Annotated in this window: 20 protein-coding genes; 5 read left to right on the forward strand and 15 right to left on the reverse strand. The window is 50.1% G+C overall.

The window, feature by feature from the left end:
* Positions 1-15: 15 nt before the first annotated feature.
* The 5 genes from ACLQ3M_RS14450 to ACLQ3M_RS14470 all read right to left on the reverse strand — a co-directional run bounded on the left by ACLQ3M_RS14450 (position 16) and on the right by ACLQ3M_RS14470 (position 5,519).
* Entirely contained in the window at positions 16-282 is a 267-nt protein-coding gene (locus ACLQ3M_RS14450) for an HPr family phosphocarrier protein (RefSeq protein ID WP_411678393.1), read from the reverse strand.
* 61 nt (positions 283-343) lie between these two features.
* On the reverse strand, positions 344-1,501 hold the full coding sequence (locus ACLQ3M_RS14455) for a mannitol-1-phosphate 5-dehydrogenase (RefSeq protein WP_411678422.1): 1,158 nt from the start codon (positions 1,499-1,501) through the stop codon (positions 344-346).
* Positions 1,501-1,941: a PTS sugar transporter subunit IIA gene (locus ACLQ3M_RS14460; protein ID WP_411678394.1), complete on the reverse strand. Its 441-nt coding sequence runs from the start codon at positions 1,939-1,941 to the stop codon at positions 1,501-1,503. Before ACLQ3M_RS14460 ends, ACLQ3M_RS14455 begins: the two co-directional genes overlap by 1 nt.
* A 4-nt stretch (positions 1,942-1,945) precedes the next feature.
* Positions 1,946-3,955: a BglG family transcription antiterminator gene (locus tag ACLQ3M_RS14465; RefSeq protein WP_411678395.1), complete on the reverse strand. Its 2,010-nt coding sequence runs from the start codon at positions 3,953-3,955 to the stop codon at positions 1,946-1,948.
* 145 nt (positions 3,956-4,100) lie between these two features.
* Entirely contained in the window at positions 4,101-5,519 is a 1,419-nt protein-coding gene (locus ACLQ3M_RS14470) for a PTS mannitol transporter subunit IICB (protein ID WP_411678423.1), read from the reverse strand.
* Between the two features lie 516 nt (positions 5,520-6,035).
* Here ACLQ3M_RS14470 and glmS point away from each other — a divergent pair.
* The 5 genes from glmS (at position 6,036) to ACLQ3M_RS14495 (ending at position 13,076) form a co-directional block, all read left to right on the forward strand.
* Entirely contained in the window at positions 6,036-7,865 is a 1,830-nt protein-coding gene (gene glmS, locus ACLQ3M_RS14475; protein WP_411678396.1) for a glutamine--fructose-6-phosphate transaminase (isomerizing), read from the forward strand.
* 216 nt (positions 7,866-8,081) lie between these two features.
* A complete protein-coding gene (locus ACLQ3M_RS14480) occupies positions 8,082-8,369 on the forward strand; it encodes a hypothetical protein (protein WP_411678397.1) in 288 nt (95 codons plus the stop codon).
* A 173-nt stretch (positions 8,370-8,542) separates the two neighbouring features.
* Entirely contained in the window at positions 8,543-9,451 is a 909-nt protein-coding gene (locus ACLQ3M_RS14485; RefSeq protein WP_411678398.1) for a diacylglycerol/lipid kinase family protein, read from the forward strand.
* The gene (locus ACLQ3M_RS14490; RefSeq protein ID WP_411678399.1) at positions 9,448-10,239 is read left to right on the forward strand and encodes a phosphatase PAP2 family protein; all 792 of its coding nucleotides are present in this window, start codon (positions 9,448-9,450) and stop codon (positions 10,237-10,239) included. Before ACLQ3M_RS14485 ends, ACLQ3M_RS14490 begins: the two co-directional genes overlap by 4 nt.
* Before the next feature lie 140 nt (positions 10,240-10,379).
* Entirely contained in the window at positions 10,380-13,076 is a 2,697-nt protein-coding gene (locus ACLQ3M_RS14495; protein WP_411678400.1) for an NYN domain-containing protein, read from the forward strand.
* A gap of 125 nt (positions 13,077-13,201) precedes the next feature.
* On the opposite strand, the gene ACLQ3M_RS14500 is transcribed toward ACLQ3M_RS14495, so the two are convergent.
* From ACLQ3M_RS14500 to ACLQ3M_RS14545, 10 genes are all read right to left on the reverse strand, one after another.
* Positions 13,202-15,433 (reverse strand): DUF3160 domain-containing protein, encoded by a 2,232-nt coding sequence (locus ACLQ3M_RS14500; protein WP_411678401.1) that lies wholly within the window; start codon positions 15,431-15,433, stop codon positions 13,202-13,204.
* 4 nt (positions 15,434-15,437) lie between these two features.
* The gene (locus ACLQ3M_RS14505; RefSeq protein WP_411678402.1) at positions 15,438-16,469 is read right to left on the reverse strand and encodes an FG-GAP repeat domain-containing protein; all 1,032 of its coding nucleotides are present in this window, start codon (positions 16,467-16,469) and stop codon (positions 15,438-15,440) included.
* A gap of 242 nt (positions 16,470-16,711) precedes the next feature.
* Entirely contained in the window at positions 16,712-17,515 is an 804-nt protein-coding gene (locus ACLQ3M_RS14510) for an MBL fold metallo-hydrolase (RefSeq protein WP_411678403.1), read from the reverse strand.
* Positions 17,516-17,705: 190 nt separating this feature from the next.
* On the reverse strand, positions 17,706-18,131 hold the full coding sequence (locus ACLQ3M_RS14515; RefSeq protein ID WP_411678404.1) for a VOC family protein: 426 nt from the start codon (positions 18,129-18,131) through the stop codon (positions 17,706-17,708).
* Positions 18,132-18,230: 99 nt separating this feature from the next.
* Entirely contained in the window at positions 18,231-18,503 is a 273-nt protein-coding gene (locus ACLQ3M_RS14520; protein WP_411678405.1) for a GIY-YIG nuclease family protein, read from the reverse strand.
* Positions 18,504-18,678: 175 nt separating this feature from the next.
* Positions 18,679-19,926, reverse strand: a complete 1,248-nt coding sequence (locus tag ACLQ3M_RS14525) for a glycosyltransferase (protein WP_411678406.1) — start codon at positions 19,924-19,926, stop codon at positions 18,679-18,681.
* Between the two features lie 54 nt (positions 19,927-19,980).
* Positions 19,981-20,439, reverse strand: a complete 459-nt coding sequence (locus ACLQ3M_RS14530) for a VOC family protein (RefSeq protein WP_411678407.1) — start codon at positions 20,437-20,439, stop codon at positions 19,981-19,983.
* Positions 20,440-20,461: 22 nt separating this feature from the next.
* Positions 20,462-20,797: a hypothetical protein gene (locus ACLQ3M_RS14535; protein ID WP_411678408.1), complete on the reverse strand. Its 336-nt coding sequence runs from the start codon at positions 20,795-20,797 to the stop codon at positions 20,462-20,464.
* A 118-nt stretch (positions 20,798-20,915) separates the two neighbouring features.
* Complete coding sequence (locus ACLQ3M_RS14540; RefSeq protein WP_411678409.1) at positions 20,916-21,794, reverse strand: carbon-nitrogen hydrolase family protein; 879 nt, start codon at positions 21,792-21,794, stop codon at positions 20,916-20,918.
* An 83-nt stretch (positions 21,795-21,877) separates the two neighbouring features.
* Entirely contained in the window at positions 21,878-22,162 is a 285-nt protein-coding gene (locus ACLQ3M_RS14545; protein ID WP_411678410.1) for a hypothetical protein, read from the reverse strand.
* Positions 22,163-22,174 lie beyond the last annotated feature (12 nt).

Consider the following 22,174-nt stretch of genomic DNA (forward strand, 5'->3'; position numbering starts at 1 on the left):
ACTCTCCGGTTAGCTTTATTCCCCGAAATTCGTGCGGAACAGTTCTTCCACAACCTCCATCGCTTCAAGCTCGTCGTTTCCGTTTATATCAATCCGGACGGTCATACCGTCGTTCAGGCCAAGGCTCATCAGCCCCAAAAGGCTTTTTGCGTCCGCTTCCGTCCCGTCTTCTTTCTTCATTTTAACCGCGCTCTCAAACGGGGTCATCTTTTCCACCATCACCTGCGCGGGTCTGAGGTGAAATCCATATTGACTGTTAATCGTGAATTCTTTGCTCAGCATTGTATCCTCAATCCTTCCATATGGCGCTTTTCGGTTTTCATTGATACGGAAACCGGGAACATTATTCTTTCCCTATGATCTGTCTGTATCTTTCCGCTATTCCCAGTACAAGTTTACCGCTTTTCTCCAGTCCCGTAAACCGTTGAACGGCATTTTCTATTCCGTTTTCCCTGATGCTTTTCTGAATTTCAACCGCCTTGGGGTCATCTGCAAAATCGTAGGCAAAGCCGGACGCGATTGCGTAAAGAATCCCGCCGCATTCGACTCCGTGCTTTTCACACATCAGCAGCGGAGAAACCAGCCTGTCGTTGTTTGAAAGCTTCCGGACCGGGTCCCGGCCAACCCGGGTCAGTTCGTCCTTCAGATACGGGTTTTGGAACCTCGCGATCAGTTTTTCCGAATACTGCTTCAGATCGCTTTCTCCCATACCGTATTCCAGGTGAAGAGCCCGCGCGGCCTCCGAGTGAAATTCCCGCACGGCCGTCAGGATCTCTGGGTCCCGAATCGCCTCATGTACAAACTGATATTGTTTTCGGTAGCCCGCGTAGGAAATCAGAGCATGGGCCCCGTTGAGCAGAAATATCTTGCGCTTTAAATACGGAGCAAGATTTTCCACATAATTGACGCCCTGAATCCGGCTGTTGACCTTTACTTTTGCGCTTTCAACATCCCATTCGTAAAAATCTTCGACGGCGACGTCGATTGGAGATTCCTTTTGAACCGACGTATTGGGAACGATCCTGTCGACCGCACAGTTCGGAAAGCCGACCTCTTTCCTCAGATAGTTCCGAAAGTCCTCCGTCGCCCCCTCCTCAACGGATTCCCTGAGAAGATCCGTGGCAAACAAGGCGTTTTCACAGGCGATCACGTCCAGGGGCCGCTCCGGGTTCCGGCTCCGGCGTTCCTGAAGAGCGTCCCGAAGGACCTTGCCGGTGTCTTTCAAATGGTTCGCGCCGATCGACAGCGTAATCAGGTCGGCGTCTTCCACGGCCTTGTTCAGTCCGGCTTCCTCATTCAGGCCGACCGCACGGATTTCACCGACGGTTTCCTCCTTTTTTTCTCCGCCGAGCGAAACGACCTTGTACGTGCCCAGGCGGTTGAGATTGCCGACCAGTTCCGCCGAAATATCGACAAAGGTGAGGTCATACCCCGATTTGGAAAGAAGATAACCGATAAAACCCCTGCCGATATTGCCCGCGCCGAAGTGGACCGCTTTCATCACATGACACCTTCTTCTATGATGGAAAGAATCTCCTGCGCCGTTTCGGCAAACCGAAGCCGCTCCACGTTCCCCTTATCCTGAACGGTCAGCGCAATTTTGGTCAGGATCTCAAGATGTTCGTCGCCTTTGCCCGCGATTCCGATGACAATATAGGCCGTGTTTCCTTTGCCGAAATCCACGCCGTCCGGATACTGTACGATCACAAGACCCGTTTCCATAATCTCGTTTTTATATTCGTTGACTCCGTGCGGAATCGCAATTCCGTTGCCGATGTAGGTGGTGAACTTTTCTTCCCGTTCTTTCATTCCGTCAAGATACTTCGGGGTGACATAGCCGCTGTTAACCAGCATGCCGCCCACCCGCTCGATGGCTTCCCACTTAGTCTCCGGTTTTTGTTTTAAGATAATGTTCTGCGTGGTCAGAATCTCTTTTGCCATGCGTTTATCCCCTTTCTTCCTTTGTTTCCAGAAGCAAATTTTCAAATATCTTTCGCAATTCTCCCAGACTGCTTTTTCGCAGCCTTTCGGGAAAATCCTTATTTTCAATCAAAGAAATGCTGATATCGCCCATCTTTTCCAGCACGACGGAGCTTTCGCTGCTCCGTGCCAGCATCATTAGATAAGTATCAACCGGTTCCTGAACAAACCCGACTCCATCCATCATGATTTCACCCTGCAATCTGTAAACGCCGACAAACGGGGAAAAGACCGAGTCGGACCGAACATGCAGAAGGGAAACGCGGGTGCCGGGAATCACGACGCTGCCGATCTTTTCCCGCTTTAAAATCAAAGCGCTGATTTCATGCCAATCCGCGACGGTTCCCCGTTCGGCCAGTTCGGCGGTAATCCTTCCGACGACCGCTTCAAACGGTTCCTCCGGAACGGTTTGAATGCATAGGTTCTCAATCATGCGGTGAATCATTGCAATATCATCCGCTTTTGCCGGAATTGTCCGGACAGCCGGCACCCGTTTTCTGATCCCGCCGGAAGCACGCTTTCGTATCATCGCCACGCGGCTGTTAATCCTCGCAATATCGTCGTCGCTCAGGAACGGAGAGACAACAAGAATGTTTTCGCAGCCGGTTTTCTCGTCCAGCTCCACCGTAGAAAGAATCAGATCATATTGCTCACAGCTGCTTTCCGACCAGTCTTTTAATGAAGCGAGATCGATGCGTTCGATCTCCCCGACGACGTTCTGTACCTTGTTGAGCAAAATACGGGACGCAAACAGGCCGTTCGGGCAAATGATCAGCACGGAGACACTTTTGTTGTAGTCTTCCTTTGTTTCCAGCGCGGCGCCGATATTCATCGTAATAAATCCAATCTCATCCTGTGACAGGCGGATATTGTATTTGGAAAAAACCAGCTTACAGGCAATTTCAACCGTCTGAAACAGAGTGCCGTAATGCTCCCGTACCTGGTCGAGCAGGGAATTTTTCACCTGAATTCCCATGTTGATCCGATAAATCACCAGATTAAAATAGTGAGACAGGCCGGCGATCACCTGGCTGTCTTCGGCGAGGTCGATTCCCAGTCCTTTCCGGACCTCATACAGGACTTCTTCCGCAAGTTTACTGACGGTCACGTCCAGGTCCCTGAATTTCTGATCCGTGTCATACAGACAGCTTGCCGGAAGATGGATGGAAATATACGCAATCTCGCTTTCCACCGCCGGAATCTCCCGCCGGAGCAAAAGCTGCTTCAGCTTTTCGTCGAAATGAAAGCTGTTTGCGGAAATCGCTTCCCGGATGAATTCATCCGGCAGGGAAATCGGGTGCCCTGCAACGGTCTTCTGAATGGAAATCATCGTGTGAAACAGAAGGGTCAGATAGGGCACGTCGTCGTTTGTTTCTTCCGGAATCAGGGCCATGACTTCCTTTGATATTTTCAGAATCCGGTCCCCGAACAAAAGCCTGAAAAACGAATGAAGAACCGGGTCTTTCTTTGTTTCGTAAATATAAGGCAAAAGCTCTTCGACCGGCTTGTATTCATAGATTAAAGTTACCAGCGCGTTGCGTCTGTTCCATTCGGAACCTTCTATCCGAATTCCATATCTTCTTTTCCTGCTCAAGGTAAGATTTTTCCCCTCAAGCCACTGTTCAATACTGTCCATGTAAAAACTGACGGTTGCCTCGGCAACATCCAGCTGAAAGCTGAAAAACGTGGATTTATACGGTTCATCCGCCAGCAGCAGCTGCGCCGTGATAAACAGGATTCTCTGTTTCGGCGTCAGCAAAAGGCGCTTGGGAACATTGCCCAGCATTTGCCTGAGCGCCTCTGTCTGTTCCGCGTTTGCAGCAAGGACCAGAGCAGAATTTTTCACCGAAATTTTCATCTGTCTCTCTTTGAGCACACGGTTTATGGAAGAAATTTCCCGAAACACCGTCCGCTGGCTAACCTCCATCTGTTTTGTAAGCGCTTCAACCTCCAGCCTGTCGGACTCCAGCAGCAAGCCGAGAATAAACTTTTGTCTGGTAGAAAGTTCTTCCGTATTTCATCACTTCCCTATTTTATCGTAGCGGTCGGATCTGCACCTGAAAGAGAAGAAAGGGGGCTCCGACACGGGTGCTTTGTGCCGGGCCCCGATTGGTTTGCCGTTAAGATTTTGACTGGCTCCGTTCCTTCAAAGCGGAAATGTACTGATCGTAGGCCGCGCTGTCCAGGAAATTGTTCACCGTGATAATCTGTGCGTTCGGAACGACTCCTCTGGCCCGTTCGGCAAGGCTTTCCTGCGTAAACACGACTTTGGCGTCCGCCGGAATTTCGCTCACGGGCGCATGATGCACCGCGATGTCCAGTCCTGCGTCTTTCAGTTTCTTTTTCAGGATTGTTTCTCCCATGGCGGAAGAGCCCATCCCCGCGTCGCAGGCAAAAATGATCAGACTTGGAATTTCGCCGGAAACGACCTGCCCCGCGGGCTGGGCAGCGGCGCTTTTCTTGCTTTCCGCTTTCATGTCTCCGACTGCCGCCTGCGCCTGCGCAAAGGAACCGTCGTCCTTATCGCCGGCGCTGGAGCGTTTGACAATCGCTGCGGACACCAGGAACGACACCACCGCCCCGGTTGTGATACCCGCAAGAACAGGCAGAAGTCCGCCTTTCGGGCACATGGCGATTTCCGCGATGATGCTTCCGGGGGATGGAGAGGCGACAAGGCCGGCTCCGGTAATTACGAACACAAAGTCCGCGGACATACCGCCCAGAATAACGGAAATCAGAAGAAGAGGATTCATCAGAATATACGGAAAATAAATCTCATGAATTCCGCCGAAGAAGTGAATGATCACGGCGCCGGGCGCGGAACTTTTCGCATTGCCCTTGCCGAACATCCAGTAGGCGAGAAGCACGCCGAGTCCCGGGCCGGGATCGGTCTCAAGCAGGAAGAAGATGGATTTTCCGAACTCCTTCACCTGAGAAATGCCAACCGGGTCAAAAATGCCATGGTTGATCGCGTTGTTCAGGAACAGAATCTTACCGGGTTCAACCAGTATCGCAATCAGCGGCAGAAGCTTTACCGATGTAATCCACTGGGCGGCGTTTCCGAGCGCCGTAGTCAGGCCGCCGACGGCCGGGCCGATTGCGAGGAAACCAAGAACGGAGATCAAAGCGCCAAGGATGCCGGCTGAAAAAGTACTGACCAGCATCTCAAATCCGGCTTTTACCTTGCCTTCTACCACCCCGTCGAATTTCTTGATTAAGTACGCGCCAAGCGGGCCCATAATCATGGCGCCCAGGAACATGGTCACCGAAGAACCGATAATCACACCCATGGTAGCGATTGCGCCGACGACCGCGCCGCGCTTGCCGTAGACCATGTTGCCGCCCGTATAACCGATCAAAAGCGGCAGCAAATACGTAATCATCGGGCTGACCAGCTTGTTCAGCGATTCATTCGGAATCCAACCCGTAGGGATAAAGAGAGCCGTTAAAAGCCCCCATGCGATGAATGCGCCGATGTTCGGCATAACCATACCGGCAAGGAATCCGCCGAACTTCTGAATTCCCGCCTTTGTCCCCATTTTCTTAGCGGGAACCTCTGCATTTCTTGCATCAACCACTAAAACTCCTCCTTCACTCCATCATATTTTGTAAATAATAACGGTCCGCAGTTTTAATATAACATCGCTTATATTTTTATACAAGAACATTTACTTTAAACCTGTCGAGACAATTTCATGACAAAATTGACAATAACCCACTTAGTATGGATGGAAATTAAATCATTATGCCGAAGCAACCGGCAATCAAAGGACTTGATGCAAAACTTTCCTCAGCCCGCGGCTTTTTTCAGGAACAATTCCACTTGAAAATGTTAATCTGGTATTGTATGATATGTTTTGGCTTTCAAAAAAGAAAACACAGCGCCAGAACTCGTATTGCGCGAGTTGACGAGGACAAGGAGAATCGAAAATTCGGCGGATGCCTTGCGGTACGGTACTACCGGAAATGTTGAAAAAAACAAAAAGCGATTTTTGAACAAATTCAACAGGGTACCTTGAAAGCCTGAATTCATTTATGAAAGGCAGGCAAAAAACATGTGCGGAATTGTTGGCTACATCGGCGATCAGGAAGCGCAGCCCGTTTTACTGAACGGTCTGTGCAGGCTGGAATACCGCGGGTATGACTCCGCAGGAATCGCGGTACTGAATCACAAAGGGGAAATGGGCCTTGCAAAAAGCAAGGGGCGGCTTGCAAACCTTGAGGAAAAACTGAAGGCCGCCGCTCTGTCCGGCACCACCGGCATCGGCCACACGCGCTGGGCGACACACGGGGAGCCTTCGGAGACGAACTGCCACCCCCACACAAACGCGAAAAAGACCATCAGCGTGATTCACAACGGAATCATTGAAAATTATCTGCACCTGAGAGAATTTCTAATTTCAAAGGGGTATCGCTTTTATTCCGAAACGGATACGGAAGTGATTCCGAACCTGATCGACTACTATTACAAAAACGATCTGCTGGAGGCGGTCACAAAAGCGGTCTCCAAGCTGGAGGGCAGCTACGCGCTGGGCATCATGTCCGTTTACGAGCCGGATAAGCTGATCGCGGTCCGCAAGGACAGCCCGCTTGTCATCGGCATCGGCAAGAATGAAAACTTTATCGCTTCGGATGTTCCCGCCGTTCTGAATTACACCAGGGACTTTATTTATCTGGAGGATAAGGAGTTCGCCGTGATTCGGAAGGATTCGGTCGAGGTTTACACGCTGGAAGGCGAACGAACGGAAAAGCCGGTCAAACACGTTACCTGGAACGCCGACGCGGCGGAAAAGGGCGGCTACGAGCATTTCATGCTGAAAGAAATCTGCGAACAGCCGGGCGCCATCAAGGCAACCATGACCTCGCGAATTCTGCCCGGCCAGCCCGTCAAGCTGGACGATATCGCGTTTACGGAAAAGGAAATCAAAGAGATAGAGAAGATTTATATCGTAGCCTGCGGAACCGCCTATCACGCGGGGGTCGTCGGGAAATACGTCATTGAAAAAATGGCGAGGATTCCGGTGGAAGTCGACATCGCGTCCGAATTCCGCTATCGCGACCCGCTTCTGAACGACAAGACTCTTTTGATCGCGGTCAGCCAGTCCGGTGAAACGGCGGATACCCTGGCGGCCATGCGCGAAGCGAAAAGCAAGGGCGTTAAGGTTATGGCCGTCACCAACGTGGTGGGCAGTTCCATCGCGCGTGAGGCCGACAACGTTCTTTACACCTGGGCGGGACCCGAAATCGCCGTCGCCTCAACCAAGGCTTACACGACCCAGTTGATTACTATGTATATTCTGGGGCTGTATTTTGCTCAGCACCGGGGCACCATGACGAACGAAGAGATCGAGGCTGTGAAAAGCGACATGCTGACTCTGCCCGAGAAAGCGGAGAAAATGCTCGGCCACAGGGAGACGCTTCAGAAGTTCGCGTCCAATAATTACATGCACAAAAACATGTTCTTCCTCGGCAGGGGCATCGATTACGCCGTCGCTATGGAGGGCGCTCTGAAGGTCAAGGAAATTTCCTATATCCACTCGGAAGCCTATGCCGGAGGAGAATTGAAGCACGGCACCATCGCGCTGATTGAAGAGGGAACGGTCGTTATTGCGCTCGCAACGCAGAGCAGGCTGTATGACAAAATGATCAGCAATATCCGCGAGGTTACCACCAGAGGCGCAAAGGTTCTCGGTCTGGCGGTTGAGGGAAACAACAGCATTGAAAAGGTGGCCGAGGCCGCTCTGTATGTCCCCCCCGTTCAGGATATCCTGATTCCTGTGCTCGCGGTGATTCCCCTGCAGCTTTTGGCCTATTACACCGCCGTTCAAAAGGGCTGCGACGTGGATAAACCGCGGAATCTGGCAAAATCCGTTACCGTCGAGTAATTGAAGCTTTTTTCACATGTCTTTCAGCGTACAAAAAGGCGCTTTCAATCATTTGAAAGTGCCTTTCCTTTTGGGGGAATTGATCCTGAAAAAAATTCCCGAACCCCCAAAAAAACATTCCTGCAAACGAATTAATCTATAATAGTGAATTTTTTGGGGGATAGTTTCATGATGTACCGTGTTGTCCTAAGAATAAAAATTCAGGAAGACCGTTGGATGCAGATCGGGAGCGGCCACGATATCCTATGGGATGTGCGCGATCTGATTGAAGCCTCCAGCGGATGGACTGTTTTGAATCAGGATGACATCGGGCCCGCAAACTCCTTTCTGTCACTGCTTGAAAGAGGAATCTGGGAACTGACGAAATCCGCGGATGCCTATCAGGACTATGAGGTCATGTACGGACTTGGCACAATCAGAGACACTTTAGCTTTTTACCGCAGTCTGCTCGAGGACTGCAAAGAACATCCCTACACCGAACTGTTCGGAAAAATCGTCACCTGAGCAAAACGGCGACTTCATCATCACGGCCCGGAGCCGGTATTGCGGTAAAAACGCTTTGCCGGCGCCCGGGCTCTTTTTTCTATAATTTTCTTTCGTAACCAAAGGCGCATAAATTCAATCGGAAAGCAGAAATTATACAGACAGGTTCACCGAATAAAACAACATCAGGTAATATGAAAAACATTAAATTGATTTATAACCCAAGCTCTGGAAAGAATAAAAAATCCCCCGTGCAATTAACGGATATTCTGACCCAACTTCAGTCATCCGGCTTCACGGCGGAACCATTTCTAATTGAACCCGACAGCGATCTTTCTCAAATCGTCAGGGAATCTCTTTCGAAGGGAATTGACCTGTTTCTGGTGTGCGGCGGCGACGGAACCGTGTCATCCGCGGTCAGAGCGCTGTATGGCACCAATTCTACCATTGGTATCATCCCGGCCGGAACCCAGAATAACATCGCATTCAGTCTTGGAATCCCCTTAGACATTCCGTCTGCCGTTTCCGTGCTTTCCGCCGGCCTGCGAACCAGGGTAGATGTGGGAATGGTCACCTGCGGCGGAATCCGCACCCCGTTTTTGGAGGTCTGCTCCATCGGCCTGCTGTCGAGTCTCTTCTCATCAGCGGATCAGATTCAGCATGGCAATCTGGTCCCTATCAGTGATTTTCTGCTTCAATTTGTCAAAAACAAACCGTGCGAATTTGAGATTCGGCTGGACGACAGATTCCAGATCACCGGCGACGGCTACGCCCTTGTAGCGGCAAACATGCCCTATATTTTTCACCGCTACAGAGTTGGGGAGGAGCGCTCCTATCAGGATGGATTTTTAAATCTTTATCTTGTCGCGGAGATGTCCAAGCTGGACCTTGTGGGATGCGCGGTCAAAAGCAATCTTACGGAGGACCCCAGAATTCACAGGCTTTGCGCCAAAAAAATTGAAATCAAAACCAGCCCTGAGATGCCGGTTATGGCGGACGGTATCGGCCTGGGAAAAGGCCCCGCCCTCGTTGAAATGAAAAACGCGTCCGTCCATATTTTAACAGCCCTGCCCGACGACCCGAAACGAAGGCCCGTCCTATGAAGCATACGCTTTCTTCCAAGCCGGACGGCGCCGCGGTCAATCGGCGCAAGCGGATCGACCCGTCCGTATGGTTTTTTCTGATTCTGATCTCTTTCACCGCCGCCGCGGCCGTCTGCCCGGTTTCCGTATGGTCTCTGCTCTGGCAGGCGATCAAAGCAAGGCTTTTCCTTTCGGGGATGCTGCTCCTGTTTTGCCTGACCGCGCTCTCTCTGATCTGGAAAAAATTCCAGCGCATCGACGAAAGGATCTTCGAACTATTTAATTTTCAAGGGCAGCGTCCTCGGTGGCTTGACCGTCTCATGCTTGCGTTTACCCAGCTTGGCAACGGGCTCTTTGCGGCCGCGGCGGCCCTTATTTTCTATCTTCTGGGGCGCAGGCTGCTGGGTTATGAATTGATTCTTGGAAATCTGGCCCTGTGGCTTGTGGTGGAACTGATCAAAATGGCCGTCGGCAGATCGAGGCCCTATCAAACAATCCAAAAGATCCGGATCGTCGGGGTCAGAGAAAAAGGGGCGTCTTTTCCCAGCGGGCACACCAGCCAGGCGTTCTTTATGGCGGCCCTCCTTTCCCACTATTTCAATCTTGGCACCGGACAGGTACGCCTGCTATACCTGGCCGCGCTGTGCGTCGGCATGACCAGAATGTATGTCGGCATGCATTATCCGCGCGATGTGCTCGGCGGAGCGGTTCTAGGCACCTGCTGGGGATTGCTGGGAATCACCGTCAACCAATACATTCTCAGCCAGCCGTTCTCGGCTTTATGGAAAATCTTTGGTCAAAGCTTATAAATGAAGGCGGACGAAATGATGGAAGAAACTCCGGACAAATTCTTTTCCGGGCGGAACGGACGGGGTTCCATATTGCTTCACTGACGGCAACATGATATAGTTAGTCATGACGTTATCCTTTCAAGCTTTGGTGAAGTATCATGAAAAAATTGGTCATTGGAATATTAGCCCATGTCGACGCCGGAAAAACCACTTTGACGGAAGCAATGCTCTACCGCGGCGGGGCCCTGAAAAAACTGGGCCGCGTGGATCATCAGGATTCATTTCTGGATTCGGACGTTTTGGAGCGGGAACGGGGAATCACCATTTTTTCCAAACAGGCGGTCCTGCCGCTGGAACATACGGAAATCACGCTGCTGGACACCCCCGGCCATGTGGATTTTTCCAGTGAAATGGAGCGAACGCTGCAAGTGCTTGATTACGCGGTTCTGGTCGTCAGCGGGACCGACGGCGTCCAGGGCCACACCCTGACGCTTTGGAAGCTCCTGAAGCGGCATCGGATTCCGGTTTTTTTGTTTATCAATAAGATGGATCTGCCCGGAGCAGACCGAAGCGCTCTGACCGAGGACCTGAAGCGAAAGCTGGACGACCGCTGTGTAGACTTTTGCGAAACAGCGGAGTCTTTTTATGAAAATGCGGCTCTGTGCGACGAAAATCTTCTGACCCGTTACCTGGAACAGGGGACCGTGTCGGACGAAGAGATTGCCGCTCTGGCGGCGCGGCGTGGAATCTTCCCCTGTTTTTTCGGCTCCGCGCTGAAGCTGGACGGTGTGGACGGCTTTTTAGGCGGTCTGGAACGATATACCGCAACTCACGAGTACCCTGCCGAATTCGGCGCGAAAATCTATAAGATTTCACGCGACGCGCAGGGCACGAGACTGACCTTTCTCAAGGTCACCGGCGGAAACCTGAAAGTAAAAACATTGCTGACAAACCGGCGCGACGGCGTTCCGGGCGAGAAACCATGGGAAGAAAAAGTCGACCAGATCCGCATCTATTCCGGCGAAAAGTATCGTACGCCGGGCGAGATTCCGGCTGGCACCGTATGTGCCGTGACCGGGCTGAGCCGCACCCGCCCCGGGCAGGGGCTGGGGTTTGAGTCAGCCTCCGAAGCGCCTGTGCTGGGTCCTGTGCTCACCTATCAGGTCCTTTTACCGGAGGGAACCGACCCGCACGGCGCGTTGCTGAAGCTGAGTCAGCTTGCGGAGGAAGACCCCCAGCTGCACATTGTCTGGAACGAGCATCTGCGCGAAATTCATCTTCAGCTGATGGGCGAAGTGCAGCTGGAAATTTTGAAGCGACTTATTCTGGAGCGATTCGGCCTGAAAGTGGAGTTCGGGCAGGGCGGCATTGTTTACCGGGAGACCATCGCGGCGCCTGTAGAGGGCGTGGGCCACTTCGAACCGCTGCGTCATTACGCGGAGGTTCATCTGCTGATGGAGCCCGGGGAAAGAGGCAGCGGACTTCAATTCGGAGCCGCCTGCAGCGAAGAGGTTCTAAGCCGAAACTGGCAGCGGCTGATTCTGACTCATCTGGAGGAACGGACGCATCCCGGCGTGCTGACCGGCTCCCCCATCACGGACATGAAGATTACTCTGGTTGCGGGACGGGCGCACCTCAAACATACCGAAGGCGGCGATTTCAGGCAGGCGACCTACCGGGCGGTGCGTCAGGGACTGATGACCGCCGAATCCATCCTGCTGGAACCATGGTACGAGTTCCGCCTGGAAATTCCGGCGGAATTCGTCGGGCGGGCCATGTCGGATCTTCAGCGCAGATCCGGCGTTGTGTCCCAACCGGAGCATTTTGGGGAAAATGCCGTTTTGACCGGCACCGCGCCGGTTCAAACAATGAGGGACTACGCTATGGAGGTTACCTCCTACACCAGGGGCCGGGGCAGGCTCGTTTGCTCGCTGAAAGGCTACGAACCCTGCCATAACCAGGACGAAGCGGTCGCCGCCGTCGGTTACGACAGCGAACGGGACACGGAAAATCCGGCGGATTCGGTTTTCTGTTCCCACGGAGCGGGCTACGTGATCAAATGGGATCAGGTTCGCAGGCATATGCATGTAAACAGCGAAATCATCCCGGCGGCGCGGGACGGGGATGCGGTAACCGAACCGCACGCCGCCCCGCGCCCGTCCGCTGCCGCCGGCTCTCTGGAACAGGACGAAGAGCTGAAATCCATTTTTGAGCGGACCTACGGCCCGGTGGAACGCAGAAAATTCACACGCCCGAAGAAACCGGACCCATCGGAGCGGGAATTCTCGGTTCAGCCCCGTTACTCCGGGCCGGAGTACCTGCTGGTGGACGGCTATAACATCATATTCGCCTGGGACGAGCTGAAAAAGGCGGCGCGGGAAGATCTGGACACGGCGCGAAAACTCCTGTCGGACATTCTCAGCAACTATCAGGGGTTTAAAAAATGTGCGGTGATTCTGGTTTTCGACGCATACAAGGTTCCCCACGGCGCCGGAGAAATATCCCGTTACCATAATATCAGCGTTGTTTTTACCAAAGAGGCGGAGACAGCGGACGCATACATTGAAAAAGTAACCAATGAAATCGGGAAAACCCACCGGGTCACGGTCGCCACTTCCGACGCGGCCGAGCAGCTGATCATTTTGGGTCACGGGGCGCTGCGCCTTTCCGCCGACAGCTTCCGGGCGGAAGTGGAACAGGCCGAAGGCGAGATCGCGTCTATTCTTTCGGAAAACCGCATAAAAAACAGATGTCCGCCCTTTCACCGCGCCGTTGTGAAAGAACCGGGAAGTTCTCTCAGTCAGACGGAAAAGGATCCGGCTGCCCCCGGTTCCGGAGATATGACCAACCACTAATCATATCGCGAAAGCCCCCGAAATTGTTCCGAATCAACGGAACCAATTTCGGGGGCTTTTCTGTTTGATAGGATCATTCCGTATGATTTTTTCAACAAGTCGGACCTATCAGTCCCGCAGGCCCACTAAGAATTATACGGGTCCTGGGGCTCCGGGATTTTTCCCTTTCCCCCGCTGATAAACGAACGGGTCCACGAAGGCTGGGCCGGCGCCTTGTTCTCTTTCAGCATCTTCTGCCATTGCTCGTCGGTCAGTCTTTTATCCGACTCAAACTCGTAATAGCTGAACACCGCGCCTCTGGTTAAATAGAGCTTGCCGCCGATCGGAACCACCACATAGATTGCATGCGCGGGACCCACGCCCGCTTCCAGGTAGCCGCCCTGATCGAATTGATTCGGAGCGATCGTGTGAAAGTCGGCGACAAGGGCCATGTTTTTATCGGTCTCGGATTCGATTTCAAACCACCTTAGCCCGTCGGTCGCGAAAGAAGCCGTCATTTCTTCCATGTTCTCCCCGTAGTCGTAAAGCCGGGCGTACTCGTCGTCGGTCAGTTGTTCCCCTTTCAGCTCCTTGACGGAACAGTCCCGCAAAAATTGCAAAAGATCCTCCAGATATTTTACCGGGCCTTCCATATTGTTTTTGCCCTCTTCGTTTTCCCCGGTAAGCAGATTTCTTGCGGAGAGGTTCTCTCTGGAATACTGCGTCAGCCACAGCAGCTTGTCGTACACCTCGACAGCGGGCTCCACATATCCGAGGACCTTCGGCTCCTCTCCGCCGCCTTTTTCAGCCCCGCTCTGCTTTCCGTACAGAATGGTGTCGTGGCGCAATTCGGACCAGCTGCCAAGCGCAGTGTTCAGGGATTTGTCCGTCCATGCCCGATTCGTCATAAAGGAAGGATATCCGTTTCCGTAAGGCTGCGTCAGCCCTTTTAAAACCCACAGCCAGCCGTAATACAGATTCGACCGCCACGTCTCTTCGGGAAGTTTTGAAAACTGCGCCCTTACACTTGTGAACTTCGCGGGGTAACCTTTCCATTGGTTTTCCTGTTTGGAGAGCTGGATTTGATACGCCCGGTCCGAGCCCAGAACTCCCATGACGTCAAGCCCGCTGGGAATTGGCCGCTGAATCGGTTCCACAAGCTCCTGAATCATTTCGGAATCGGCTAGATATCTCTGACCCATCAGCCGCAGCTGCTTGCCCACGGGGGTGTTTACTTGTGTGTATTTGGCCGCAATTCTCGGTTCCGGGAGTGTCTTTGCCTCCTGATAGAGCGCGTCCAGCCGTTCGCCGTCGCTCAAAGTCTCAAGGTTCGGCTGATCCCCGTAAACTTTCCGCAGCAGATCCCTGTAATCATAAATCGTGAGATCGTCGGACGCCCCCACGTAAAACGAGGTGGGGGCATAGATTTCCTCCCAGTTCGTGATGTCCTGCGTGCCGTCCTTTTCCATAAAAAGCGCGTAGGTGACAAGAAGCGCCTGAAGCGTCTGTTCCACGTCCCTCTCCTTCTGGTCTTTATCCTTGTAGAGCGGGAAAGGCGCCTGACCGTACCACATCATGGCGGTAAAATACCGTTTGAAATCGTCGTTTCTGGTATAATGCCCTCTCGGCTCAAACTGGCTGTAATCCAGTTCAAACGGAAAGATCGCGGACTGAGAGTAGCCCTGTTTTGCCTGAATCAGGGAATATTCTTTTTCCGCCAGATTCTTCGCTTCGTCCGGCGTCTCCTGCGGCAGCGCTTTTCCAAGCCCAAGCTCCGCCGCGGCAAAATAAGCGATATTTTTCAGCGCGGCGGCTTTTACTTCCGGGTTCTGAACACCTTTGTAAATTTGAACGGATTTTTTCAGCATGCTGCCCGTTAAATCGTCAACCGCTTTGAACAGACTGTTCTTCTCCAGGTTTCGCAGAGAAAAATCGTAGAAGATATGATAAAGCTGCAATACCGAATCCGCCGTGATAAAGCTCGGTATTTCAAGGTAACTGTTTTTTTCGTAAAGATAGAAGAGCTGCTCCTCGGCAGTCGGTGACACCATAAAAGCGTTCTGAGACAGCAGCTTTTTCTCCCCTTCCGAAAAGCTGCCGAACTGCTTCAGATTATCAATATTGGATAAATCGGGATTCACTTTGTAGGGCTCCACTTTGGTTACAAACTGCGACGGAGAATACGGTACGGCGACATTCTTGTTCACCGCGGACTCCAGGGACACCAGACGGAAAGCGGTGCTTTTCACCGTTTTACTTTCCGTTCCGTCCACGGAAACCGCTGGTCGTGAGGTAGTCGTGCCCTTCGCGCCGCATCCCGTCGCCGCAAGCAGAAAAGCACAGCACAGAACCGACGACATAGTTCGCCTGAAAAACATAGGATCATCCCTCCGTTTCAAATTTACCCCTGCTGTAGTAAAACACCGACGGCGTTCCCGCGCCCTGCTTCCCGCAGACGGCGGAAACCGTTTTCCCGTCGGAATTGAGCGCGACCATTTGATCGAACGCGTCCGAAACACCGATAGATTCAAAGCCGAACCCCGTCCATTTGTATGCGTTCAATTCCTTTTTTCCTTCTCTCGTGGATTCCACAGAGATTAGCTCATCCAAGCCGTCTCCATCCAAATCGCAGAACACATAATCGTCAAACGGCCTCGACAGTCTTGAACCGAGCCATTTCGGGTAGAGCTTGTTATTGTGAAAATAATAAAGGAACGGTCTTTTGGCGTAGACAGGATGATATTTTGCCACGGTATACACCCCAAGCGAAACCTCCTTTTTTCCGTCCCCGTCCACATCGCAGACCTGAACCTTCCACGGGTTGAGCTTTTGAAACGACGCGTCATAAGTCTTTTTCGTTTTTACACCGTTAAACTCCAAAATGATCAGCCGGTCTCCATACAGGGCGCCCCTCTTTTTCAGCAGAAGGAAAACGTCATCGTTTCCGTCTCCGTCATAATCCGTGACAAAGCTGCTGATTGGCGTCGTTGAACCGTCAATTTTATATTCGGTTACTTCCGTGCCGCCGTCAAATATTTTAATTCCCGTTCCAAAGATCAGCACCGCATAACTTTTTCCACCCGCCGTCAGCCTCTCCATTTCAATAGATTTATCTTCCCCGGAATCAACCCAATGAAATATGGGAGTTCCCCACACGTTCCCGTGAAAAAGCAGGTGGATTCCCGAAAGGCCGGCCAGTTGATACTCGTCGCCGGAAGCAACCCGCAGCTTTTCCGTTTTGACCAGGGTATGTGCAAGAAAGACCATGCAGAGCAGAACCGCCGCCAGCAGAACCGCCGCAATTAGGAATCTTTGCTTTCCGGAAATGAGCGAGATTCCGTCCGGTTCGGTCAAAAAGCGCTTTTTCACGGTTTTTCTGAATCGGATTTCCACGTGCCCGCTTCTGCTCTCCATCGATTCTCTTTCTCTTCTTCCATGTTTCCGGAATTGTGGAAAATAATGTATTTTTATTATAGCATAGAATCCATAAGGTTCCCAACAAAAATTAAGGATATAGCCCGGGTCGGGTTACATCCTTTTTGTGGAAAACTCGTTTCGCGCTGTCAAAATATGTGCGGAATGAAGTACACTGACTGAGAAGCTTAAATCATCGCCCGAGCTTCTCAGTCCGCCATAACCTCACACTTTTGACATGATCATCTTTCCAAACTCATTGTACGAAATACCTGACAGTATTTTTGGAATCCATCCGATCCAATGATATAAATATTAGGCATATAAGCTAATCTTTTTCTGGAGTATGCAATGCGTTCCAGACCGTTATCGATCGCCGTATGATTGCTTAAAGCCACATCTACATTTTTGCGCATTGACGCATCTACAAAGTAATCCAATGATTTCAGGTACTGTTTCACTTCAGCCTTTGTCCAAGGCGGCGTAGTACCTCCCCATAATGCTGCCATGTGATTTTCTCCGTTTTCTGTTACGGGAAATATATAACTCAGGCAGCCGGGGGTATGGCCGGGCGTACTGTAGACAAATATTGTCTTGTTGCCTAATGTTATGGTGTCTCCATCTTGCAGATAGTGATCAATATCGTAATCTTTCCATGTTTCAGGTCTATCCGGTTTTGTCGGGTGTTCCTGCCAGAAAACATCATCTGCTTTGGAGAGGTATGTGTCCACATGATATTGTTCAACAAACCATTTACCGCATCCCGTATGGTCAACATGACCATGCGTTAAAACAAGCTTTTTAATGGTGTCCGGATTCCATCCCACATCCTTAATTGCAGCTACGATAGCATCAAAAGCTTTTTTCGACGGCCAGATGGCATCAACGATAATCAATCCATCATTCGTCTTTAATACGAAACAGTTTGTTTCCTTCTGGGCAACAATCAGCAGGTCGTCGAAAATGAGAGAATGGGTAAAAAATGACATGTCTTCCATTGCCCTGATCGTCTCGCTTGTTAAGGCCGGTTTCTCTAATCGATTCATTTACTGCGCACTCCTCTGTACAATTTATGTTTCAGCTCAGTACAGAGGTTAAACGGTTCCTGGGGGGCATACGATCACTTCCTTGACTGATATCGTCCGACAACTAAATTACAGCGATTGCGCTTCTAATGTGATAATTTCGTGAGGAAGGAGAGACTTCCTGTGCTCATTCAACCGAGCTTAGAACTTTTTATAATAGCGCAAAATTGGAACTTTCAAAAATTGACTTCATTTGACATAGACAAAAAGGGTGTCCGGAGGGGTCAAACATTACTCTCCAGCCATCAGAAAATTGCTCATCTGCGATTGTTGCCCCGCATTTGACTGCATATTCGACCGCTTTTTCCAAATCATTGACCGCGAAATCGAGATGCGCCATCTGCTGCTGTGTTCCCGGCTTTTCCGGCCACACAGGCGGTTGATACTCAGGATTCCGCTGAAACGTTATCCCCGGATATGCCCCCTGCCCTGCGCCCGGAGCGCCTATACATACATAGTCCTCATCCTGATACGCTATTTCCCATTTGAGCAGCGCTGCATAGAATTTTGCTAATTCATACGGGTCTTTGCAGTCCAACGTTAATGCGTACATTTTGATTTTCAGTTCATCACCCATTAAACGATCGCCTCCAATTATGATAAACAATAGAATTTATTATGAAACAACGCTTACAAACCATAGTGAAAATCTTATGGCTGCTTTTATTTTTGAGCCTTATAGAACTGAGCCGGATGAAATTAAAGCAAGCTTTTCAAGATGACTTAGTTTCTTGAGAGCTGCCTCCCGCTTTAGTGCCTCCCCCTTTGTAGGAAAGCACTCCGTAAAAACCAGTTCAACGGGCAAGCGAGAGCGTGTATACTTTGCGCCTCTCCCACTATTATGGATTGCGGCACGACGGTTCGGGTCAGTTGAGTAGCCGCTATAGACTGTACCGTCGGCGCATAAGAGCATATATGCAAAATGCCCGGTTGTTGTTTTCATTTTCATTCTTGTGATTCCTTTTTTCGGCAGAGTAAAATTTCAAATAGCCGTCTTGCCCTGTTGCAGAACTTATAACCATAATGAAAAAGGTTAGAAGTTAACTCAGTTCGTACTTTGCCAAATGCAGAGCTGTCCGATTTGTTTTCTTTGATCTCCTGCGCGCAGGAGATCATTACGCAAATCATGCAAGGCTTTCAAGATAGCGAACCGCATTTTCAACGCCATTCTCCAAATTGATTTTTTTCGCAAGTTCCCCTGCCGTGTGCCGAATTTCGCTGCTGTCCAGATCGATGAGCGCATTCGACAAATCATCGGCCGTCATGGTCTTTTCTCTCAGCGGCTTCACGGAACAGCCAAGTTTATAAAGCCGGTTTGCCCAGAACGGCTGGTCTACTGAAAACGGAATGACTAACTGCGGTACACCGGCGCACAGTGCTGCAGCCATAGTTCCCACCCCTCCATGGTGAATTGCGCCTTTCGATTTTGCAAAAAGCAAGTCGTGCGGAGCTTGCTTTGTCACGTAAATCCGCTTGTTGTCCGAATTCAAAATTCCGCTGTTGCCGGACAAAACCACAGCCCGGTTGTCTGTTGCGGCTAAGGCGGCTTCCAGTTTTCTCATGAATGTATCCGGATCTTTCAGCGGCATACTGCTGAAAGTAACCGCAATCGGCTTTTTTCCGTCCCCCAAAAAAGCTTCCAAATCAGAGTCAAGGTTACTTTCCGAATGATAGTAGAAAAAGCCGGCAAGAAAAACATGGCCATTCCAGCTTTCTACTTCGGGGAAAAGCAGCGGACTGACAGGATAGACCGTAGGGATTTCCTTCCCGCTCCGGTCGAACGTGTAGATTCCGGCTTTGCGTTTCGGGAGACCGAGTGTTTTTTCGCGAAAATCGTTGATATCCTTGATCTGCATTGATTCGGCTTTTCGATTTACCAGGTACGTCATGCGGTTGATTGTTTTTCCAAAATTCGCCGTTGGGGACACGGCAAGATTGGGAAACTCCGTGATTGGATAAGAAACGGGGATTGGAGGCATGCTGACACACGGAATTTCAAGACGAACGGCGATGTCCACGGCGCCTAACGCCTTTGGATGATACACAAGAATATCTGCGTTTTTCGCCCCGTCATAAAAATCGTCCATTGTTTTGCGATAAGCGGGCCGGATAACATTTTTGGAAAGCCGCATGGCAAGTCCCATATGTTTTAAAGGAGACTCTAAAACGGCCTTACCCTTTGCAGTATTTGCCAGAGCCATTAAATCCAGCGTGGCCTTGTTGAAGTGAATTCCGTTGCTTTCAATAAACCTTTGAAAGCTTTCGCCCGTGCAGATCGTTGTCTGATGTCCGTGCTTCATCAGGCATTTTGCAAGCGCCACATAAGGCTGTACGTCCCCGCGTGAACCTAACGTTAAAAAACATATCCGCATTAGAGCCTCCTTATATAAGCCTCCGTTTATCGACCGATAAAATCCAAGTTGAAGTCAGTCCTTTCCTTTTCTCCAACTTTGCAATTCAATAATATTTCCTTCCGGGTCTTTAGCATAGACAAAAACCGCTTCCAGCCCGTCAGGATAGGCCGCAGTAACCAATTCCCCGACGCTGCTTCCTCCGGCACGGATAATTTCCTTTAGCGTTGCCTCAACATCATCCACTTCAAAGGCTATATGTGCGATGCCGGGCCGGTTAATTTCTGCAGGAACAGTCTCTTTCAGTGAATCGTAAGAGAATATTTCCAGGGTTGGATGCTCTTTGTTATAGCCGGGCAAAAGAAGATGTTCCCCTGTAATATGCGCATCGCTCAAGCCGGTAAGCCCGTCCAGCCACGCTCCGCGCAGGTCCCGTGTCTCGTTGATACTTTCGCAATGAAATACCGTCTTATAAAAATCTATCAATTTGTTTGCGTTCTTGGCAATGATGTTTGTATGAACATATCGAAACATTACAAGGACTTCCTTTTTTCGTTTATTTTAAATCATAATACTTTAAAAAAGGATTTTCCGTATCGGAAACCTCTTGCAGAACCACTATCGGATCGGATACCAAGCCGAATTTCTCATCTTCAGGGTATGTTACGGCTATGGTCGGGTCATTGCCCGCATATGCCATCACGCTATCCATTGTGTCCCATTTTGTGCATAAAAAGAAATGTGCATATTCCCCTTGCTCTACAATTTTCAAATAGGCACCTTTGTTTCCTTTTATTGAAACGGTATCCTTCACACCTGTTTCATGCTCATATTTTTCAAAGGAGTCCCTCATTTGAATTGGTACAATACCGTGCCATGTTCTCGAAATCATTTTTTATCCGTTCCTTTGCATTTGATTTTAACATACTCCGTCCAAATAGCATAACTTCATACTATTTCCGCAGTACGGACAAATATCATTATTCATTCTGGACAATTTAAGAGATTCGCTATTTCCGATAATCCGATCTAATAAATGGTTCTTCAATGCTTTCAGCAACGAGCAGCTTATATTTTTGTGGATGGCGGTATGCGTTGCCATGCACCTCGTGACTTCTATATTCTCTGATTTCATCAACCGGATAATCCGCAATAAAAATCCCTTCTCGTTCATCTGCTTCAAAGATTCGTGTATCTCTTGAACCGGAATCGGCCGGCCCGTATGCAATGCCGTCGAATGCCGAAGAATGGCCGTTGCAGTCAGGCTGGCCTTGTGGGTAATTGACAGTCGCAATGCCAACCATGTTTTCGAAGGCTCTCGCCCGAAGCTGCGATAAGCGGTTTATTTCCATCGGGCAGGCGTTTGGAACTAAAATAATTTCAGCGCCCTTTAACATGAGAATCCTTGCGCTTTCGGGAAATTCCCGATCAAAGCAGATCATGGCGCCGATTTTCACATTACCTTGTTCCGTATTTAAATTGGTAACGTAAAAATCATCGCCGGCAGTCAACCTGCGTTCCTCGCCAAAATCACAGGTATGTACTTTTGCATAGGTTAGTACTTTGTTCCCGAACCGGTCGATCAGCAGCAGGGTATTCCGGGGAGATGGTTCATAGTCTTCAAGAAAAGTTATTCCGATCGCCATATTCAACTCTTTTGCCAATTGGGCAAATGAATTGACAAAGTCACTGTCAGCGGATACGGCACTTCTTCTTAATTCCGCAATATCTTCAGGAATATGATACCCGACGCTCCACATTTCAGGGAACAATGCAATATCCGCGCCCATGCTTTTTGCCTTTCTGCAATACCTCATTCCCTTTTTCAGATTGCCGTCTAAAGTGTCTTCAGACAGAAGCTGCAATAAAGCTACTTTTAGATTTTTCACCGCAAGATTACCTCTTTCCGTGTGCGCAGGCTTCCGACGTCAGCAGTAAATAAAGCTTTGGTTCGCTTTCGTTTCCCAGCATTTCATTCTGTAGTCTTTTTTAATAATTTCACAGCATAATCAATGAGAAAAGCCAGAAATAGCGGTATGACAATACTTCCGAAAGATAACGTTGTTCCACCAGATCCATGGGGTTTATTTACCATGAAAACACTGATGTCCATTCCGTAGCCTATAAGCTGTTCCATTATAAACAGCACTAAAAATATGACTAAAGCTCTAATGTGCCAGCCTTTCTTCATACAGATAAAGCTTACTGCAAATATGGAAATAAAAGATAAAGCAATGTAAATCCAATGAGGAAACATATATTATTTCGC

It is taken from the genome of Caproicibacter sp. (assembly GCF_046707225.1).
In the GTDB taxonomy this organism is placed as follows: domain Bacteria; phylum Bacillota; class Clostridia; order Oscillospirales; family Acutalibacteraceae; genus Caproicibacter.

Coding starts and splice junctions, on each gene's coding strand:
- ACLQ3M_RS14450 (WP_411678393.1), bottom strand. CDS start 282: ATGCTGAGCAAAGAATTCACGATTAACAGTCAATATGGATTTCACCTC.
- ACLQ3M_RS14455 (WP_411678422.1), bottom strand. CDS start 1,501: ATGAAAGCGGTCCACTTCGGCGCGGGCAATATCGGCAGGGGTTTTATC.
- ACLQ3M_RS14460 (WP_411678394.1), bottom strand. CDS start 1,941: ATGGCAAAAGAGATTCTGACCACGCAGAACATTATCTTAAAACAAAAA.
- ACLQ3M_RS14470 (WP_411678423.1), bottom strand. CDS start 5,519: ATGGGGACAAAGGCGGGAATTCAGAAGTTCGGCGGATTCCTTGCCGGT.
- glmS (WP_411678396.1), top strand. CDS start 6,036: ATGTGCGGAATTGTTGGCTACATCGGCGATCAGGAAGCGCAGCCCGTT.
- ACLQ3M_RS14480 (WP_411678397.1), top strand. CDS start 8,082: ATGCAGATCGGGAGCGGCCACGATATCCTATGGGATGTGCGCGATCTG.
- ACLQ3M_RS14485 (WP_411678398.1), top strand. CDS start 8,543: ATGAAAAACATTAAATTGATTTATAACCCAAGCTCTGGAAAGAATAAA.
- ACLQ3M_RS14490 (WP_411678399.1), top strand. CDS start 9,448: ATGAAGCATACGCTTTCTTCCAAGCCGGACGGCGCCGCGGTCAATCGG.
- ACLQ3M_RS14495 (WP_411678400.1), top strand. CDS start 10,380: ATGAAAAAATTGGTCATTGGAATATTAGCCCATGTCGACGCCGGAAAA.
- ACLQ3M_RS14500 (WP_411678401.1), bottom strand. CDS start 15,433: ATGTTTTTCAGGCGAACTATGTCGTCGGTTCTGTGCTGTGCTTTTCTG.
- ACLQ3M_RS14505 (WP_411678402.1), bottom strand. CDS start 16,469: ATGGAGAGCAGAAGCGGGCACGTGGAAATCCGATTCAGAAAAACCGTG.
- ACLQ3M_RS14510 (WP_411678403.1), bottom strand. CDS start 17,515: ATGAATCGATTAGAGAAACCGGCCTTAACAAGCGAGACGATCAGGGCA.
- ACLQ3M_RS14515 (WP_411678404.1), bottom strand. CDS start 18,131: ATGGGTGATGAACTGAAAATCAAAATGTACGCATTAACGTTGGACTGC.
- ACLQ3M_RS14520 (WP_411678405.1), bottom strand. CDS start 18,503: ATGAAAATGAAAACAACAACCGGGCATTTTGCATATATGCTCTTATGC.
- ACLQ3M_RS14525 (WP_411678406.1), bottom strand. CDS start 19,926: ATGCGGATATGTTTTTTAACGTTAGGTTCACGCGGGGACGTACAGCCT.
- ACLQ3M_RS14530 (WP_411678407.1), bottom strand. CDS start 20,439: ATGTTTCGATATGTTCATACAAACATCATTGCCAAGAACGCAAACAAA.
- ACLQ3M_RS14535 (WP_411678408.1), bottom strand. CDS start 20,797: ATGATTTCGAGAACATGGCACGGTATTGTACCAATTCAAATGAGGGAC.
- ACLQ3M_RS14545 (WP_411678410.1), bottom strand. CDS start 22,162: ATGTTTCCTCATTGGATTTACATTGCTTTATCTTTTATTTCCATATTT.